The sequence below is a fragment of the Thermopolyspora sp. NPDC052614 genome, from assembly GCF_040678635.1.
Taxonomy (GTDB): domain Bacteria; phylum Actinomycetota; class Actinomycetes; order Streptosporangiales; family Streptosporangiaceae; genus Thermopolyspora.
In genome coordinates this window covers 145,262-162,443 of record NZ_JBFATZ010000007.1, presented here as the reverse complement: position 1 = coordinate 162,443, position 17,182 = coordinate 145,262, and the positions used below count along the sequence as shown (strand labels likewise).

Genomic DNA, 17,182 nt, shown 5'->3' with positions numbered 1-17,182 from the left:
GCCCCTTCCCTTATATCCGGAATACCGCTGGAAACGTCTTCGGCGGATTATTCACGCGCATCAAGAAGGGCCCATGTTTGACAAAGAAGATCGTCCAGAGGGTGGTTCGCCGATGACGTGACGGCGTGCCGGGCCGAAAGATGCGATGCCATGAGAATAATCACTGCCGGAGCGCTGGCCGCCGCCTGCGGGCTCGCCCTGACGGGATCGATTCCGACCGCGTCCGCGCTGGTCAAGCCGCCGTCTGCGGCGCACGCCCAGCCCAGCGCCGCCGCGGACCGGACCTGGGAGGACGCCCTGCGTTCGGCGATGCGGCGTTTCCACGACCCGAAGGTCGCCGAGAGGTACGGATACACGCGCACCGATTCGTGCAAGCAGTTTCCGTTCGAGGGGCCGCGCGGCGAACACCTCGGCGCGATGGGATACCACTACGTCAACAAGCGACTGGCGGCGGATTCAAAAATCGACCCGTACCGGCCGGAGATTCTCGTCTACGTGCCCGGCAAGGACGGCGGGCGGAGGCTCGGCGCGGTCGAGTACCTCAAATACGACGACGACAGCCGCCTGTCCACCACCCACGACCGGCCGCGGGTGTTCGGCAAGTCGTTCGACGGGCCGTTCCCTCCGCTGGAGGACGGCATGCCGGTCCACTACTCGCTGCACGTGTGGATCTTCAAGCCCAACCCGCACGGCATCTTCGAGCCCTGGAACCCGAACGTGCGCTGCCCCGGCGGCGCGGTGCGGCCCGGCAAGGTCAAGCCCGCCGCGGACAAACCAGCCGCGGACAAACCAGCCGCAGACAAACCAGCCGCGGACAAGCCGCGCAGCCGCAAGGTCCGTGCCCGCGACCGGCTGTGACGCCGTTCGTCCGGTGAACGTGTCAGGTCCTCTCGCCCAGGGCCTGGACGAGAAGGGCGGCGGTGCGGGCGATGATCGTCTCGTCGTAGGCGCGGCCGCGATCGTGGCCCAGGCTCGCGTCCACTAGTCGGGCGGCGAATCCGACGAGGCCGAGCACGCGCGAACGCCCGGTCCCCTGAGCGGGGCCGGGCGTTCGGCCGTCCGGCGGGGAATCCTCAGCGCGCGGAGTCGTCCCGGCGGCTCACCCGTCCGTCCGCGGGCGCGTGCCGGTCGTCGCCTTCGTACACGACCCGCCAGCGGACGGCGTCCCGCCCCGGAACCGACGCGGCGAACTCGCCGTCTCGCCCGGTGACCGTCCACGCGGCCGTACGCCACGCCCCAGTGCGCGGATCGAGACGCTGGATCGCCACCTGGCGTCCCCGGAAGCCGCGCTGCCCGCTGAGCCCGGCGGGATCGAGCCGGGTCAGCCTGCCGCTCACCCGGACGGCGTCCTGCTTGGCCCGCTCCGGCGTGACGCGCAGGTCGCGCAGGCGGGTGACGCCGCGCAGCAGGAACGTCTCGTGCTCGACCGCCTGACGGCCCGACGTGCCGCGCACCCGCGCCTCCACCGTCCACACGCCGGGCGGGTACAGGCGCGAGAGCCGCACGGGCGCGCGGAAGCGCCACGTCTCCCATCCGCCCCTGTCCCCTCCGAGGGATCGCGGCGCCGACACGGCGGGCAGCGACCGCGCGGGCCGCGTCGCCATCCGGGGGCCGCCCGACCCGCGCGCCGACGGCGGCGGTGGCGGCGGCGGGCCGGGCTCCACCCGGACGGTCACCGCGTCCGGCCCGGCCGCGCCGCGCGCGACCACCTCGACGGTGAGGTCCACCCCGCCCCTGGCGCGGACCACCGGATCGCGCGGTATGACGGTCACCGACCGGATCGCCGGACCGTACGCGCCGAGGAGCACGCCGGACGCCTCCCCCGGCGCCTGCCCTGGATGCCGCGTCGGCGCGGCCGGGCGGCCCGACGCCTGCGGCACGCCGGGCACCGCCAGCGCCGTACCCCCGACGACCAGCAACGACGCGATCAGATGCGCTCTTCTCATGATCGCGACAGTAGGGAGCGCCGGGCAAAGCCATGCGTCCCGACACGCAAAATCCATGCCAGAACGGTCGCGAAGACCGCGGCCCCCGTGTCAGGCGCGCACCGGGAGAAGGAGCGCGTCGGACACGGGGGCCGCGGCGGAAGAGGGAATGCTCACTCCTCGTACAGGGAGGCGATCACCTCGGCGTACTTGGCGTGCACGACGCGGCGCTTGAGCTTGAGGCTGGGGGTGAGCTCCTCGGTGTCGATGGTCCACTCCTCCGGCAGCAGCCGCCACCGCTTGACCTGCTGCACCCGGGCGAGCCGCTCGTTCGCCGCCGCGACGGCCGCCTCGACCTCCTTGAGCACGTCCGGGTGCTCGGCGAGGGCCGCGAGCGAGGTGAACTCGATGCCCCGCGCCTGCGCCCAGCCGGGCGCGACCTCGCCGTCCAGGGTGAGCAGCGCCACCGGGTACGGCCGGCGGTCACCGTAGGCGAGGGCCTGCCCGATGAGCGGATGCTCCTTGAGCAGGTTCTCGATGTTGGCCGGGGAGATGTTCTCGCCCCCGGCGGTGATGATGAGCTCCTTCTTGCGATCGACGACCCGGACGAAGCCGTCCTCGTCGATCGAGCCGATGTCGCCGGTGTGCAGCCAGCCGTCGTCGTCGAGCAGATCGGCGGTCGCCTCCGGCCGGTTGAGGTAGCCGCGCGTGTTGATCGGGCTGCGGGTGAGAATCTCGCCGTCCTCGGCGATGCGCACCTCGACGCCGGGGTTGGCGCGGCCGACGGTGCCCAGCTTGTAGCAGTCGACCGAGTTGCCGGTGAACGCGCCGGTCGTCTCGGTCATGCCGTACACGTCCAGGACCTTGAGCCCGAGACCGGCGAAGAACCGCTGCACCTCGCCCGGCATCGGGGCGGCGGCGGTGACGACCCAGCGGGCCTGGTCGAGGCCGATGAGGGACCGGATGATCGACAGCAGCGAGGCGTCGGCCTCCTGGAAGGCCGCCTCGACCTCGGGCGTCGGCGTCCTGCCGTACTGGCAGGAATCGATGTAGGCGAGCCCGGCCGCCATCGCCTTGTGCACGGCCGCCTGCTGCTCCTCGGGCTGGGTGGCGAGCATGGCCTGCAGCCGGGCCATGATCTTCTCCCACACCCGGGGCACGCCGAAGAACAGCACCGGCTTGACCTGTCCGAGCGTGCCGCCGAGCTGCGCGAGATCGGTGCAGAAGTGGATGTGCGAGGCCTTGAACAGGGGCAGGTACAGGCTGAGCACGCGCTCGGCGATGTGGGCGTAGGTCAGGTAGGAGATCTGCGCCCCGCCGAACGGCAGCGACGTCATCCGGTCGGTCGAGACGACCTCGAAGAAGATGTTGCCGTGGGTGAGCGGCACGCCCTTGGGGTTGCCGGTCGTCCCGGAGGTGTACAGCACGGTGAGCACGTCGTCGGCCTTGACCGCGCGCCACCGCGCCTCGACCCCGTCCGGGTCGGCGGCGAGCCGCTCGCGCCCGAGCGCCAGGAAGTCGTCCCAGGACAGGTACGGCTCGCCCGCCGGGCAGTCCTCCAGCACGATGACCTTCTCCAGCGCGGTCAGCTCGTCGAGGATCGGCTGCCAGCGCGCCAGCTCGGCCTTGCCGCCCAGCACCGCGACCTTGGCCCCGACGTCGGAGGCGACGAACGCGACCTGCTCGGGGGCGAAGGTGCTGTACACCGAGCACGTCCGCGCCCCGGCGTGCACGGCGCCCAGGTCGGCGAGCACGTGCTCGCTGCGGTTGACCATCATCAGGGCCACCGCGTCCCCGGGTCCGACGCCCAGGGCCGCCAGCCCCGCGGCGATCTCCAGCACGCGTTGGCGGGCTTCCGCGTAGGTCATGGTGCGCCAGCCCCCGTCGGCCGCATCGGAATAGGCCGGTGCGTCCGCATGGCTTCGGGCCGTCTCTTCGAGCTGTGCGCAGATGGTGCGACCGGCGATCTCCTGCTCGATCTCGGCCCGCTCCGCAAGGATTTGGGAGTCGGCCATCATGCCCTCCAGTCAGTCAACCCCTGGGAAACCCGTGGTGAGCCCCTCGAATGAGTGGCATCGCATCACACCGCGCTCACTATGGACAAGGGTCACGCCGTGAGAAGACCGACCACAGTTTTCGGACATACAACTAACATCAGCCACATTTAGTGTCGAATGCCGTCGAATTCCCTTCCGTCGCCCCGGAAATCGTCTTCCCCGGGCTTCGGAAGGCCCCATCGACGGCCCGGCTCCACGCTCGGCCGACCCCCGCGGCGGCGCGGCTGACGGTAGCGTACGCGCCATGCGGATCGAGGACTACGCGCTCATCGGCGACATGCAGTCGGCCGCCCTCGTCGGCAGGGACGGATCGGTCGACTGGCTGTGCCTGCCCCGTTTCGACTCCCCGGCGTGCTTCGCCGCCCTGCTCGGCGACGAGAACAACGGCCGATGGTGGATCGGCCCGGCCGACCCGGGCGCGGGCCCCGATCACGCGGCGGGCCGCCCCGCGACGAGGCGGCGCTACCGCGGCGACACGCTGATCCTCGAAAGCGAGTGGGACACCCCGGGCGGCACGGTCCGCGTCACCGACTTCATGCCGCCCCGGCACGCCAACCCCGACATCGTGCGGGTCGTCGAGGGCGTGTCGGGCACGGTCGAGATGGCCACCCACATCCGCATCCGCTTCGACTACGGGCGCATCGTCCCGTGGGTGCGCCGCGCCAACGGCCTGCTGCACGCGATCGGCGGCCCCGACTCGGTGTGGCTGCGCTCCCCCGTGCCGCTCACCGGCGGCGACCACGCCCACCACGCCACGTTCCGGGTGTCGGCCGGGCAGCGCCTGCCGTTCGTGTTCACCTGGCACCCCTCCCACGAGCCCGCGCCGCCGATGATCGACCCCGCCGCCCAGTTCGCCGAGACCGAGCACATGTGGACCGAGTGGATCGGCCGCTTCCGGTTCCAGGGCCGCTGGCGCGACGCGGTCGCCCGCTCGCTGATCACGCTCAAGGCGCTCACCTACTCCCCCACCGGCGGCATCGTCGCCGCCCCCACCACCTCGCTGCCCGAGGACCTCGGCGGCGTACGCAACTGGGACTACCGCTACTGCTGGCTGCGCGACGCCACGATGACGCTGGAGGCGCTCATCCGCTCCGGCTTCCTGGAGGAGGCGAAGTCCTGGCGCGAGTGGCTGCTGCGCGCCATCGCGGGCCGCCCGCAGGACCTCCAGATCATGTACGGCGTGGCCGGCGAACGCCGCCTCCCCGAACTGGAGCTCTCCTGGCTTCCGGGCTACGAGGACTCCAGCCCGGTCCGCATCGGCAACGGCGCCGTCGACCAGCTCCAGCTCGACGTCTACGGCGAGGTCATGAACTGCCTCTACCTCGCCCGCGACAACGGCCTCAGCGCCGACGACCGAGCCTGGGCGATCCAGCGCGAGCTGCTGGACTTCCTGGAGTCCAACTGGGACCGGCCCGACGAGGGCCTGTGGGAGGTGCGCGGCCCGCGCCGCCACTTCGTCCACTCCAAGCTCATGGCCTGGGTCGCCCTCGACCGCGGCGTCCGCCAGGTCGAGCGCTTCGGCCGCAACGGCCCCGCCGCCCGCTGGAGCGAACTACGCGACCGAGTCCACGCCGAGATCTGCGCCAAGGGCTACGACCCCGCCCGCAACACCTTCACCCAGTCGTACGGCTCCCGCGAACTCGACGCCGCCCTCCTGCTCATCCCGCAGACCGGCTTCCTCCCTCCCGACGACCCCCGCGTCATCGGCACCGTCGACGCCATCGAACGCGAACTCATGACCGACGGCTTCGTCCTGCGCTACCCCATGGCGGACGACAACTCCGTCGACGGCCTCCCCGGCGGCGAGGGCGCCTTCCTCGCCTGCAGCTTCTGGCTCGCCGAGGCCCGCGCCCTCATCGGCCGCCGCCAGGAGGCCATCGACCTGTTCGAACACCTCCTCGCCCTCCGCAACGACGTCGGCCTCCTCGCCGAGGAGTACGACCCCCGCCACGGCCGCCTCGTCGGCAACTTCCCCCAGGCCTTCAGCCACGTCCCCCTCATCCACACCGCCCACGCCCTCGCCTAGCCATCACCCGCGTCCGGGGGTGGGCGTCCCGGCTCCCAGCGCGGGTCCGCCCATCCCAGCCGGGCAGGTGATAGTCGCCAGCTCCGCGAGAGGGCGAACGATCGCGGGGTCAGGGAGAGGAGAACAGCAACTCCCGGAACTCGGTGACCTCGGGGCGTTCGTGCTGGGGCAGGGGTACGGTCTGGAGGACGAGTCGGCCTGTCTCCAGGATGTGGTTGCTACGGTAGGCGGAAGGCACTGCGTCGATGACCGAGGCCGCGCGGTGCATTCCCTCGGTCACGCCGCCGTTGACAATCATGCACATCGCGTCATGCAGTTGGACGTTCGCCCGGTATTGATAGTCCTGTGCGGTGCCGAGTACGTGGTCGCGGGCCGTATCCGCTTTCCGTTCCTCGCCCGCGGCGGCGTAGACCCAGCTCTCGGCGAAGTGAACCTGGTCCGGCCTCCAGTACCAGAAGCCGAGCGAATCCGGGCCGGGGTCCTTGTCGGCCGCACGACGCAGGATTTCCAGCGTGCGCCGCGCCTCATCGTGCCTCCCGAGCACCGATAGGGCTTTGGCCTTTGTGGTGAGCAACTGAAGGCAGGGCTGGTCGGGCTTTGCGATCTGCTCGGCGCTTTCGACGAGGCGCAGGATCATTTCCGGATCGCGTTGGCCGTACAGACCGTGACCCGCCTCCTGTGCTCTGACGAGCAACCGAAGGCCGAGATCGCCGGAGGCGTCGGCGGTTTGGCGCGCGGTGTGCCACCAACGGATCGCCGCGCCGTGATCGCCCAAACGGGTCAGCGCGTTGGCGTGCATGACCGAGAGCGTCGCCAGCACCCGCTGGAGTTCGGTCGTGTCAGCGGGCGAGGACGAGCGCGTCTGCGCTTGAACGGCGTACAGGTCCATGACGAGGTTCGCCGCCACTTGCGCGGGAGGACGGGTGCGCAGCGCGTACAGGTGGTCGGCGCAGGTCAACTCCCAGTTCGCGATGGTGCGGAAGTCGTCGTGGAATGACGCGCCGATCATTTGGCGGACCGATTCGCTGGAGATGCCGAGCGTTCCGATTCCGGCGCTCACGGCGGCGAGACGTAGAAGCTGTCGGCGTTCCGTGGCGGCCTCCTCTGTGGAAGTGCCCTTCTTCGGCAGGGTACGCAGGCGCTCCACCTCGACCGCAAGTGCGTGCAGGGCTACAAGACGGCCACCCGCGCCGTAGATGTCGTCCAGGCGTCGGACGGTGTCGGCGTGCGGGCGGGTGAGGCCGCGTTCCCATTTCGACAGGTCACCGTCGTCGCAGAACGCCTGCTTGCCCACCTCGCGCATGCTCAGCCCGAGCACCTTCTCGCGCCAGTGGCGCAGTTCGGCGCCCAGCAGGTGCCATGGCGAGCGGCTGGGGTCCACGTACTCGGAGATGCGCCGCATCCGATGTGCCTCCCGTCCACCAGAGCCGAAGGAGGGCGCGCCTGTGGTGACGAGTCTGTGGATGACCGCGCCGTTACCCTCCGATGACTATGCGTGAATGAACGTACACGAGATCGCACCCGACCGAAGGCGGAAAATCGCGTTCGGTTCTCAGATGATGACGAACGGCGACTGCGACGCTGTGCCGGATGGAATTGATCGACGGGTCGCGGGCAAGGCCGCCTTGTCGGGGGCCCGGGTGGGTCAGGCCGGGCGGCGGGAGGCCATCGCGGCCAGGAGGCGGGCGAACTCCGGGGGCGGGGTGACGACGAGCTTGACCTGGCCCTTGTGGCGGGTGAATTCGGCGGGGATGCGGGTGAGGCGGGAGTCGCGCCACCAGTAGACCTGGGGGCTGAGGCCCTCGGGGTGGTCGCTGTAGACGCGGTGGGCGTACAGGCGCATGCGTTCGATGGCGCGGACGACGCTCAGGCCGTCGACCGGGTGGGCGATGAGCTGGCCCGGGTACGGGAGGGCGACCAGGACGCCGTCGCGGGGCACGCGTAGGTAGGCGTCGAGGCCGTGGAGGTGGGCGGCGGCCGCGGCGGTGAAGCCGGTGAGCTTGGTGACGGTGACGCCGCCGAGGTCGAGGGGGGCGGCGGTGAGGCGTTCGTCGGCGAGGGCGTTGGCGACGGCGAGGTCGAGGGCCTGGCCGGGCGGGATCGGCCAGCAGAAGGCCTCCTCGGGGCGGACCGGGCGGACCTTGCCGCCGTAGCCGACCGTGAGGATCTCGACGAGTTCGGGGGTGAGGTGGCGGCCGATCAGGCGGGTGGGGTCGCCGAGGCCGCTGGCGGACAGGTCGTCCTCGAGCAGGACGCGGGTGCGCAGCAGGGGGCGGACCTGGGCGAGGTCGCACACGTCGAGGGCGTCGCCGGACGCGGCGCGGGACAGGTGTTCCGAGGCGAGGGCGGGCCAGTCCTCGCGGGGGCGGCGGGCGGCCTCGCGGCGCAGGCCGACGAGCCGCACGGTGATGGTGCGGGGGCCGGTGAGCAGCATCGAGGAGCCGTCGCGGGCGAAGGTGTGCTCGTAGCCGAGCGTCTCGGCCACCAGCGCGAGCAGCGAGTCGAGGTCGGCCTCCTCGGCGCGCCGCCGCCGTGCGCGCGACCGCCGATCGTCCTGCCGCCGGAACAAGCCCACCGTACGTCTCCCCCTGCTCGACCACCACCGCCCTCGGTAAGGGCAACGATCACGGATTCCGGAAAGGTCCTTCGCAGGCCGTGGAGCCCGCCCGGGAAGCCGGATCGAGTCCGGTGACGGTGCTCCCGGGACGTTCCGGATGCTCCCGGACGTTCTAGGACCGTTCCCGGACGTTGCCGGACTGTTCCGGGACGTTCCGAAACCGTTCCGGGAACCACTCTTGCCTAAAGTGCCGGGTGCTCGTCGCGGAACAAGGAAGTCAGGGAGCACGATTCTGTATCAATCGTCGCATCAGCCCCAAACCACACCGTGAGTTGCGGCGTTCCGTGGCCGATGGGCAGGCCGACGATCACCGGGACGCCGAGCGGGCTGAGCAGTTCGGCCAGCACCGGCAGCGGGTCGCCGCAGTCCACCCACGAACCCAGCACGATGCCGGCGGCGCCCTCCAGGCAGCCCGCCTGCAGGAGCTGGGTGACCATGCGGTCGATGCGGTACGGATGCTCCCGCACGTCCTCCAGGAGCACGATCCGCCCGGCCGCGCGCATCGCGTACGGCGTGCCGCACAGGGCGGCGAGGAGGGCGAGGTTGCCGCCGGTGAGCGGGCCGCGGGCCCTGCCGGGCACGAGCACCCGCGTGCCCCGCACGACGGCGGGCTCCTCGCCGTCGAACAGCGCGGCGCGCAGACCGGCGAGCGAGAGCGGCTCGGGTCCCTCGGGATCGCTGATCGTGGCGCAGGCGGGCATCGGGCCGAAACTGGTGGCGACGCCGAGCCGGTCGGCGAAGGCGCGGTGCAGGGCGGTGACGTCGCTGGAGCCGTGCAGGATCTTGGGGCGGGCCGCCCGCATCGCGGTCCAGTCGAGCAGGTCGAGCAGGCGGGTCGCGCCGTAGCCGCCGCGGGCGCACAGCACCGCCGACACGGCCGGGTCGCACCAGGCCTCCTGCAGGTCGCGGGCGCGTTCACGGTCGGGTCCGGCGAGGTAGCCGGCGCGGTTAAAGACGCCGGAGCCGGTGACCACGTTGAGGCCGAGGCCGGTCAGGACGTCGGCGCCGCGTGCGAACCGTTCCGGGTCGACGGGTCCGGAGGGCGCGATGAGCGCCACGGTGTCGCCGGGGCGCAGCCTGGCGGGCACCTCGGGGTCCGGGGTCATGGGCTGCGGCGTTGTGGACTTCGCCGTCTCGGGTTCTGTCCTCACATCGGCATTCTCATCTGCCGCGCCGCCGCCTGCGGGGTCATGCCGTCAGGCGGCATGGCGCCTTGCGGGGTCATGCCGTCAGGCGGCATGACGCCTGACCGGGTCATGACGTCAGGGCCGCGACGAGGAGGGGCAGGGACGTGGCGATGGGCTCGTCGAGCACCAGGTCGGCGTACGCGTCGTACGGGGTGGGCTCGGCGTTGAGGATGGCCAGGCGCGCGCCGGCGTTCACGGCCTCCAGGCACAGGCCCGCCGCCGGGTGCACGGTCAGCGAGGAGCCGACGGCGACGAACAGGTCGCAGTCGCGGCCGGCGGCGACGGCGGCGCTCAGCACCTCCGGGCGCAGCGCCTGGCCGAAGGAGATCGTGGCGGCCTTCTGGATGCCGCCGCAGGCGGCGCAGCGCGGGTCCTCCTCGCCGGCGTCGACGCGGTCGAGCACCTCGCGCATCGGCGTGTGCGCCTGACACGACAGACACTCGACCGTGAACATGGTCCCGTGTACCTCGATCACCTTCTCCGGCGACGAGCCGGCGCGCTGGTGCAGTCCGTCGATGTTCTGGGTGACGATCGCCCGCAGCCGTCCGGCGCGCTCCAGATCGACCAGCGCCCGGTGGCCGACGTTGGGCATGGCGTGCCAGGCCGGGTGGTCGCGGCGGGCCAGCCAGGCGCGGCGCCGTACGTCGGGGTCGGCGAGGTAGGTGTCGAGGGTGAACAGGGCCTGAGCCGCCGGATCCTTGGTCCAGACTCCCTGCGGACCTCGGAAGTCCGGTATTCCTGAATCTGTGGAAATGCCCGCTCCAGTGAGTACCGTTACCGATGTGATGGTTGGCGCCCACGACGCCAGAGGCGTGGCCGGTTCGTTCACGTCGCAAAGGGTGTCAGACTTGGCCTCATCTATGCGACCTCCGACCCACATCATCCTCGTGGTGAACGGCGTCAAGGTCCGTCATCCGGTGTTCGTGCTGTCGGCCCCGCACTCCGGCGCGGACCTGATCGGGCGCGCCCTGAAACGGTCTCCGGGCATGCACTTGACGATGGGACGGCCCGATGTGTCGCGGGTGGTGTACGCCTTCGCGCGGCGGCCGTCGATCATGCGGGGACAGGCCGGCGGGCCCGCGCGGGTGATGCGCGACGTGTTCGCCGAGGCGTGGCAGCTCGTGCCGGGGGCGTGCGCCGAGTGCCCGCCCGCGTGCCGGGAGGCCGGGGGCGTGGTCGGCGCCACGCTGTGTACCACGCCGGCCGAAATCACCCGGTTCGGCGACGCGAACCCCGATCTGCTCTACACCGCGCCGGTGCTGCTGCAGGCGTTTCCCGACGCGCGATTCGTGCAGGTGATCCGCGACGGCCGGGACGTGGCCGCCGACATGCTCGCCGACCCCTCCTGCATGACATGGTTCCGGCCCGGCATGCTCGGCGAGGAGGCCGAGTTTCCCAACCCGTTCCTCGGCATCAACTCCGGCAAACACCGGGACAAGTGGCAGCAGATGCCCGCTGCGGGCAAGTGCGCCCTGCGCTGGCGCAGCGCCGTACGGCTCAGCGCGGCCCTGCGCCGCGAGCTGCCCCGGGAGCAGTTGCTCACCGTGCGCTTCGAGGACATGGTCGCCTCCCCGGGCGACACGGCCGAGGCCATCTCCGGCTTCCTCGGGACCCGCGTCTCCAAGGTCGCCCTGCTCACCGGCGCGCCCCGCCCCGGTTCCTGGCGCGAGCGGCTCAAGCCCGAGGACCGCAAGCTCGTGGAGAAGGTCGCCCGCGAGGAGCTGACCCGCCTCGGCTACCTGCAGCCCGCCTCCTGACCGGCGCCCGCCGATCGCCGCCCATCGCCGTGGATCACAGCGCCACCCGGCACGCGTCAGCTCTGGTGCTCGAACTGGGTGCGGTACAGCTCGGCGTAGGCGCCGCCCTTGGCGAGCAGGTCCTCGTGGGTGCCGCGTTCCACGACGCGGCCGTCGTCGACGACGAGGATCGTGTCGGCCTCCCGGATCGTGGAGAGGCGGTGGGCGATCACCAGGGACGTCCGGCCGCTCAGGGCGGCCTTCAGGGCCTTCTGCACGGCCGCCTCGGACTCGGAGTCCAGGTGCGCGGTGGCCTCGTCGAGCACGACCACGCGGGGGGCCTTCAGCAGCAGCCGGGCCAGGGCGATGCGCTGCTTCTCGCCGCCGGACAGGCGGTAGCCGCGGTCGCCGACCACGGTGTCCAGGCCCTCGGGCAGCGCCGCGACCAGGTCGGCGATGTGCGCGGCGCGCAGCGCCTCCCAGATCTCCTCGTCGGTGGCGCCGGGGCGGGCGTAGCGCAGGTTGGCCCCGATCGTGTCGTGGAACAGGTGGGCGTCCTGCGTCACCACGCCGATCGTCTCGCGCAGCGACGCCATGGTGGCGTCGCGCACGTCCCGGCCGTTGAGGCGCACGGCTCCCTCGGTCACGTCGTACAGGCGCGACACCAGGGCGGTGATGGTCGTCTTGCCCGCGCCCGAGTGGCCGACGAGCGCGATCAGCTCGCCGGGCCGGGCGGTGAACGACACCCCCGACAGCACCTCCTGGCCGGGCCCGGTGTCGGGGCGGGCGATCGACTCCAGCGAGGCCAGTGACACCTCCGACGCCGCCGGGTAGCGGAACCGCACGTCGTCGAACTCGATCGTCACCGGGCCGTCGGGGATCGGCTCGGCGTCCGGCCTCTCGGCGACCATCGGCTTGAGGTCGAGCACCTCGAAGACGCGGTCGAAGCTCACCAGGGCCGTCATCACGTCCACGTGCACGTTCGACAGGCTGGTCAGCGGGCCGTACAGGCGCATCAGGATGGCCGCGAGGGCGACCAGGGTGCCGAGCTGGAACGCGCCGCTGACCACGAGCGCGCCGCCGACGCCGTACACCAGGGCGGTCGCCATGGCCGCCACCAGGCCGAGGGCGATGCGGAAGAACGCTCCGTACATGCCGACGGTCACGCCGACGTCGCGCACCCGCGCGGCGCGCTCGGCGAAGTGCTCGGCCTCCTCGGCGGGCCTGCCGTACAGCTTGGCGACCATCGCGCCGGCGACGTTGAAGCGCTCGGTCATCACCGAGCTCATCTGGGCGTCGAGCTCCATCTGCTCGCGGCTCAGCCCGGACATGCGCCGGCCGACCCATTTGGCGGGGAGGATGAACACCGGCAGCAGCACCAGCGCGACCAGGGTGACCTGCCAGGACAGCACCAGCATCGTGCCCAGCACGAGGGCCAGGGTGACCACGTTGGAGACCACCGACGACAGCGTGCTGGTGAGCGCCCGCTGGGCGCCGATCACGTCGCTGTTGAGCCGGGAGACCAGCGCTCCCGTCTGGGCGCGCATGAAGAAGGCCACGGGCATGCGCTGGACGTGGTCGAAGACCTCGGTGCGCAGGTCGTAGATGAGCCCCTCGCCGATCCGCGAGGAGAACCAGCGCTGGGCGAGGGTGAGCCCGGCGTCCACCACGGCGAGCGCGGCGACGGCGACGGCGAGGCCGATCACGACGCCGGTCCGCCGGGCGGTGATGCCCTGGTCGATGATCGCCTTCAGCAGCAGCGGGTTGGCGACCACCACCCCCGCGTCGAGCACCACCAGCGCGAGGTAGGCGGCGATCTGCATCCGGTACGGCCGGGCGTAGCGGGCGATGCGCCAGACGATGCCCGGCGAGAGCCGCTCCTTGGTGACGGAACTGTCCCGTCGAAGCGACCTCATCACCATGGGGCTGTAGCCCCCGCCCATCAGCGTCATGACAGCCTTTCCTTCATCTCACCGCGGTGCAGCGCCGCGCCCCGGCCGGTGATTCCGCGCTCCGCTACCGGCGAACGCCGCCAGACTCGCGATGTGACGCGCGATGTGACGCGCGGGGTCCTGCCGGATCCGCCACCGGCAGGCCGATGCGCCCGAGCGGGCGGCGAGACCGCCTCCCGCCGGGCGCTCGTGAGACGCGGGCGTCAGCCGCCGTTCATGGCGGCGAACAGGGTCCTGATGCGGATGGCCTGCTCGTGGCGCTCCGCGGCGGCCTGCTCGTCGAGGGTCCGGTCCGGTGCGCCCTGGAGCAGCCGTTTGGTGGCGGCGGCGGCACCCCGGTCGGTGGCGAGCAGGGCGGCGGCGAGGTCGGCCACCGCCCGGTCGAGTTCGGCCCGGGGCACCACCAGCTCGGCGAGGCCGAGCCGCGCCGCCTCCTCCGCGTGGACGGTGCGCGCGGTCAGGCACATCTCGATGGCCCTGGGCACCCCGACGATGTCGACCAGCGGCTTGGTGCCGGTCAGGTCGGGGACCAGGCCCAGGGCGGGCTCCTTCATGCACAGCTTGGCGTCGTCGGCCAGCACCCGCAGGTCACAGGCGAGCGCGAGCTGGAAGCCCGCGCCGATCGCGTGGCCCTGAACCGCGGCGATCGAGACGATCTCAGGTCGCCGCAGCCACAGGAACCCCCTCTGGGCCTCGGCGATGCGCCGTTCCATGGTCGAGTCGTCGGCGGTGGCGAGCGAGGCGAGCGATTCCCCTCCCCGCTTCGCCTCGTCACCCCCCTGCGGCCCGAACATGCCCAGGTCGAGGCCCGACGAGAAGGACGGCCCCTCACCTCGGATCACGACGATGCGAACCCCCTCCGGCAGGTTCTCCCCGATCGTGGCCAGAGCCGACCATGTCGCGAACGTCTGCGCGTTGCGCTTTTCCGGCCGGTCCAGCGTGATCGTCGCGATCGCGCCGTCCATCTCGAATCGCAGTCCGATCTCCGCGAGCCGTGTCGCGGAGACCTCCGCGCTCCCCCCAAGTATCGCTTCCGTCATCGGCCGCTCCATCCGCCTGTCCAGGTCCCTCTCCCCTGACCGGTCTCCCGATCAGACCGCCGACCGGGCTACCCGGTGAGGACCTCGCTCCGGGCCCTCGTCACGCCCGAGCCTACCGATTCCTACAGAATCAGGTTCTAGCGACTCGGGCGGGACGGCGTGGACGGGGATGGAGGAGCTGCTGCGGTCGCGCGTTCCTGGCGGCTTTAGCGCTTGGACTTGCCTCGGGTCGCCCCGCCGCGCCCCCGCAGAGTCACGCCGGACTCGCTGAGGATGCGGTGGATGAACCCGTACGACCGGCCGGTGGAAGCGGCCAGCGCCCGGATGGACTCACCCGCGGCGTAGCGCTTCTTGAGATCGGCGGCCAGTTTTTCGCGGTCGGCACCGGTCACCCGGGTGCCTTTCTTCAGAGTCTCGGCCACGAGTACCTCCTGTAGTGCCAGACTTCCGCAGCGTTACTCACGCCATGATCAGTCATTTCGGCCGGATCGGCTACCCACTCGACGGGAAAAGATCCGTACCCGATAAAATTGAGATCAGGCAAGTGCCACAAGATCGGAAAATTCATCGCTCCACGCGTCTTCAACTCCGTCCGGCAGCAAGATCACTCTATCCGGTCGCAGGGCCTCAACGGCACCTTCATCGTGCGTAACTAGTACGATTGCCCCAGAATAGGACCTAAGTGCAGAAAGTACCTGATCCCGGCTCACTGGATCTAGGTTGTTGGTCGGTTCGTCCAGGAGTAACACGTTCGCGCTCGACAGCACGAGGGTCGCGAGGGCCAGCCGGGTCTTCTCACCGCCCGACAGCACGCCCGCCGGTTTGTCGGCGTCGTCGCCGCTGAACAGGAACGAGCCGAGCACCTTGCGCAGGTCCACGTCGGGCACGTCGGGCCCCGCCGAGCGCATGTTCTCCAGGACCGTGCGGTCCGGGTCGAGCGTCTCGTGCTCCTGCGCGTAGTAGCCGAGCTTCAGGCCGTGGCCCCGGATGATCTCACCGCTGTCGGGCGGCTCCAGGCCGCCGAGCAGGCGCAGCAGGGTCGTCTTGCCGGCGCCGTTGAGGCCGAGGATGACCACTCGGCTGCCCCGGTCCACGGCCGCGTCGACGCCGGTGAAGACCTCCAGCGAGCCGTACGACTTGGACAGGCCGATCGCCTGCAGCGGCGTGCGCCCACACGGCGCGGGCGACGGGAAGCGCAGCCTGGCGACCTTGTCGGCGCGGCGCTCCTCGCCGAGCCCGGCCAGCAGGCGCTTGGCGCGGCGCTCCATGTCCTGGGCGGCCTTGGCCTTGGTGGCCTTGGCGCGCATGCGGTCGGCCTGGGCGAGCAGCGCGGAGGCCTGCTTCTCGGCGTTGGCGCGCTCGCGCTTGCGCCGCCGCTCGTCGGTCTCCCGCTGGTCCAGATAGGCCTTCCAGCCGACGTTGTAGACGTCGATCACCTGGCGGTTGGCGTCCAGGTGCAGCACGCGGTTGACCGTGGCTTCAAGCAGCCCGACGTCGTGGCTGATGATCACCAATCCGCCCTGATGAGAGCGCAAAAAATCACGAAGCCACCCGATCGAGTCGGCATCGAGGTGGTTTGTCGGCTCGTCGAGCAGCAGGGTCTCGGCTCCGCTGAACAGGATCCGGGCCAGCTCCACCCGGCGGCGCTGCCCGCCGGACAGGGTGCGCAGCGGCTGCGTGAGCACCCGGTCGGGCAGCCCCAGGCTGGAGGCGATCGACGCCGCCTCCGACTCGGCCGCGTAACCGCCCAGCACGTGCAGGCGGTCCTCCAGCCGGCCGTACGCCCGGACCGCGCGATCCCGGGTACGGCTGTCGCCCGCGGCCATCGCCTCCTCGGTCTCGCGCATCTCGCGCAGCACCTCGTCGAGGCCCCGAGCGGACAGGATACGGTCGCGGGCGAGCACGTCGAGGTCCCCGGTACGGGGGTCCTGGGGCAGATAGCCCACCGTGCCGGCGACCGTCACGCTCCCGGCCGCCGGGATGCCCTCGCCGGCCAGCACCCGGCACAACGTGGTCTTGCCCGCGCCGTTGCGGCCGACCAGGCCGATGCGGTCGCCGGGGTTGACCCGGAAGGTGGCGTGCTCGATGAGCAGGCGCGAACCCGCGCGCAGTTCGATGTCAGAAGCGATGATCATGGTGAGGTGAACACTCCCGGGCAGGGGAAACGAAGAGGCCGAGGAAGGAGGGAACCGGAACGCCGATCAGTCGGGAGTGCGCATACCGATCAGTGTACGGCCCGGAACGCCCCGAAGTCGTCCCGCGACGGCACGCACCCGCACGTCTTCGTCCCTGCCCCGGCCCGGCGCGATGTGATCGAGAGGCGATCCCCACGGCCGGGCGAAAACGGCGGAAACGGCCCGTGGCACTCGGCCACGGCGCCGTCCGCCGCCACGAATCGGACCACCTCGGCGACCCCGCCGGTCGTGTCGTTTCCGCCCCGCTCGGCCCGTCTCCTCTCGATCGCCCCCATCGCCGGTCCCTGCCGCGTCACAAAGCCGGAAGCGGCAGAAACGGCACGTGACACTCGGCCACGGCACCGCCCGCCGCCACGAATCGGACCACCTCGGCGACCCCGCCGGTCGTGTCGTTTCCGCCCCGCTCGGCCCGTCTCCTCTCGATCGCCCCCATCGCCGGTCCGTACC

The 17,182-nt window shown here is 71.2% G+C and carries 14 protein-coding genes; 3 read left to right on the top strand and 11 right to left on the bottom strand.

Annotated elements, in window-relative coordinates:
* The first annotated feature begins 150 nt into the window (after nt 1–150).
* On the top strand, nt 151–858 hold the full coding sequence (locus AB0K60_RS17535; protein WP_364055238.1) for a hypothetical protein: 708 nt from the start codon (nt 151–153) through the stop codon (nt 856–858).
* A gap of 22 nt (nt 859–880) precedes the next feature.
* On the opposite strand, the gene AB0K60_RS17530 is transcribed toward AB0K60_RS17535, so the two are convergent.
* From AB0K60_RS17530 to AB0K60_RS17520, 3 genes are all read right to left on the bottom strand, one after another.
* On the bottom strand, nt 881–1,015 hold the full coding sequence (locus tag AB0K60_RS17530; protein ID WP_364055235.1) for a hypothetical protein: 135 nt from the start codon (nt 1,013–1,015) through the stop codon (nt 881–883).
* 58 nt (nt 1,016–1,073) lie between these two features.
* Complete coding sequence (locus AB0K60_RS17525) at nt 1,074–1,946, bottom strand: hypothetical protein (RefSeq protein WP_364055232.1); 873 nt, start codon at nt 1,944–1,946, stop codon at nt 1,074–1,076.
* Nucleotides 1,947–2,098: 152 nt separating this feature from the next.
* Nucleotides 2,099–3,940: an AMP-dependent synthetase/ligase gene (locus tag AB0K60_RS17520; RefSeq protein ID WP_364055229.1), complete on the bottom strand. Its 1,842-nt coding sequence runs from the start codon at nt 3,938–3,940 to the stop codon at nt 2,099–2,101.
* Nucleotides 3,941–4,226: 286 nt separating this feature from the next.
* On the opposite strand from AB0K60_RS17520, the gene AB0K60_RS17515 reads away from it, so the two are divergent.
* A complete protein-coding gene (locus AB0K60_RS17515) occupies nt 4,227–6,008 on the top strand; it encodes a glycoside hydrolase family 15 protein (RefSeq protein ID WP_364055226.1) in 1,782 nt (593 codons plus the stop codon).
* A gap of 109 nt (nt 6,009–6,117) precedes the next feature.
* Here the strand turns inward: AB0K60_RS17515 and AB0K60_RS17510 are convergent, their stop codons facing one another.
* The 4 genes from AB0K60_RS17510 to AB0K60_RS17495 all read right to left on the bottom strand — a co-directional run bounded on the left by AB0K60_RS17510 (nt 6,118) and on the right by AB0K60_RS17495 (nt 10,641).
* Complete coding sequence (locus tag AB0K60_RS17510) at nt 6,118–7,389, bottom strand: helix-turn-helix transcriptional regulator (protein WP_364055223.1); 1,272 nt, start codon at nt 7,387–7,389, stop codon at nt 6,118–6,120.
* 264 nt (nt 7,390–7,653) lie between these two features.
* Nucleotides 7,654–8,583, bottom strand: coding sequence for a hypothetical protein (locus AB0K60_RS17505; RefSeq protein ID WP_364055220.1), 930 nt, complete (start codon nt 8,581–8,583; stop codon nt 7,654–7,656).
* 224 nt (nt 8,584–8,807) lie between these two features.
* Nucleotides 8,808–9,776, bottom strand: a complete 969-nt coding sequence (locus AB0K60_RS17500) for an LD-carboxypeptidase (protein WP_364055217.1) — start codon at nt 9,774–9,776, stop codon at nt 8,808–8,810.
* A gap of 103 nt (nt 9,777–9,879) precedes the next feature.
* Nucleotides 9,880–10,641 (bottom strand): Sir2 family NAD-dependent protein deacetylase, encoded by a 762-nt coding sequence (locus AB0K60_RS17495; protein ID WP_364055214.1) that lies wholly within the window; start codon nt 10,639–10,641, stop codon nt 9,880–9,882.
* 31 nt (nt 10,642–10,672) lie between these two features.
* On the opposite strand from AB0K60_RS17495, the gene AB0K60_RS17490 reads away from it, so the two are divergent.
* The gene (locus tag AB0K60_RS17490; RefSeq protein ID WP_364055211.1) at nt 10,673–11,569 is read left to right on the top strand and encodes a sulfotransferase; all 897 of its coding nucleotides are present in this window, start codon (nt 10,673–10,675) and stop codon (nt 11,567–11,569) included.
* Nucleotides 11,570–11,625: 56 nt separating this feature from the next.
* Here AB0K60_RS17490 and AB0K60_RS17485 read toward each other — a convergent pair whose 3' ends face one another.
* The 4 genes from AB0K60_RS17485 to AB0K60_RS17470 form a co-directional block, all read right to left on the bottom strand.
* Nucleotides 11,626–13,500, bottom strand: a complete 1,875-nt coding sequence (locus AB0K60_RS17485) for an ABC transporter ATP-binding protein (RefSeq protein ID WP_364055208.1) — start codon at nt 13,498–13,500, stop codon at nt 11,626–11,628.
* Nucleotides 13,501–13,703: 203 nt separating this feature from the next.
* A complete protein-coding gene (locus AB0K60_RS17480) occupies nt 13,704–14,540 on the bottom strand; it encodes an enoyl-CoA hydratase/isomerase family protein (RefSeq protein ID WP_364055205.1) in 837 nt (278 codons plus the stop codon).
* 206 nt (nt 14,541–14,746) lie between these two features.
* Nucleotides 14,747–14,962 carry a helix-turn-helix domain-containing protein gene (locus tag AB0K60_RS17475; protein WP_093173121.1) on the bottom strand — a complete coding sequence of 72 codons (216 nt, stop codon included), beginning with the start codon at nt 14,960–14,962 and terminating at the stop codon, nt 14,747–14,749.
* Nucleotides 14,963–15,076: 114 nt separating this feature from the next.
* The gene (locus tag AB0K60_RS17470; RefSeq protein WP_364055201.1) at nt 15,077–16,675 is read right to left on the bottom strand and encodes an ABC-F family ATP-binding cassette domain-containing protein; all 1,599 of its coding nucleotides are present in this window, start codon (nt 16,673–16,675) and stop codon (nt 15,077–15,079) included.
* Nucleotides 16,676–17,182: the final 507 nt, after the last annotated feature.

Excerpts from the sequence above, each read along its gene's own strand:
- AB0K60_RS17525 (WP_364055232.1), bottom strand. The coding sequence starts at position 1,946 with ATGAGAAGAGCGCATCTGATCGCGTCGTTGCTGGTCGTCGGGGGTACG.
- AB0K60_RS17515 (WP_364055226.1), top strand. The coding sequence starts at position 4,227 with ATGCGGATCGAGGACTACGCGCTCATCGGCGACATGCAGTCGGCCGCC.
- AB0K60_RS17535 (WP_364055238.1), top strand. The coding sequence starts at position 151 with ATGAGAATAATCACTGCCGGAGCGCTGGCCGCCGCCTGCGGGCTCGCC.
- AB0K60_RS17480 (WP_364055205.1), bottom strand. The coding sequence starts at position 14,540 with ATGACGGAAGCGATACTTGGGGGGAGCGCGGAGGTCTCCGCGACACGG.
- AB0K60_RS17490 (WP_364055211.1), top strand. The coding sequence starts at position 10,673 with ATGCGACCTCCGACCCACATCATCCTCGTGGTGAACGGCGTCAAGGTC.
- AB0K60_RS17485 (WP_364055208.1), bottom strand. The coding sequence starts at position 13,500 with ATGACGCTGATGGGCGGGGGCTACAGCCCCATGGTGATGAGGTCGCTT.
- AB0K60_RS17470 (WP_364055201.1), bottom strand. The coding sequence starts at position 16,675 with ATGATCATCGCTTCTGACATCGAACTGCGCGCGGGTTCGCGCCTGCTC.
- AB0K60_RS17520 (WP_364055229.1), bottom strand. The coding sequence starts at position 3,940 with ATGGCCGACTCCCAAATCCTTGCGGAGCGGGCCGAGATCGAGCAGGAG.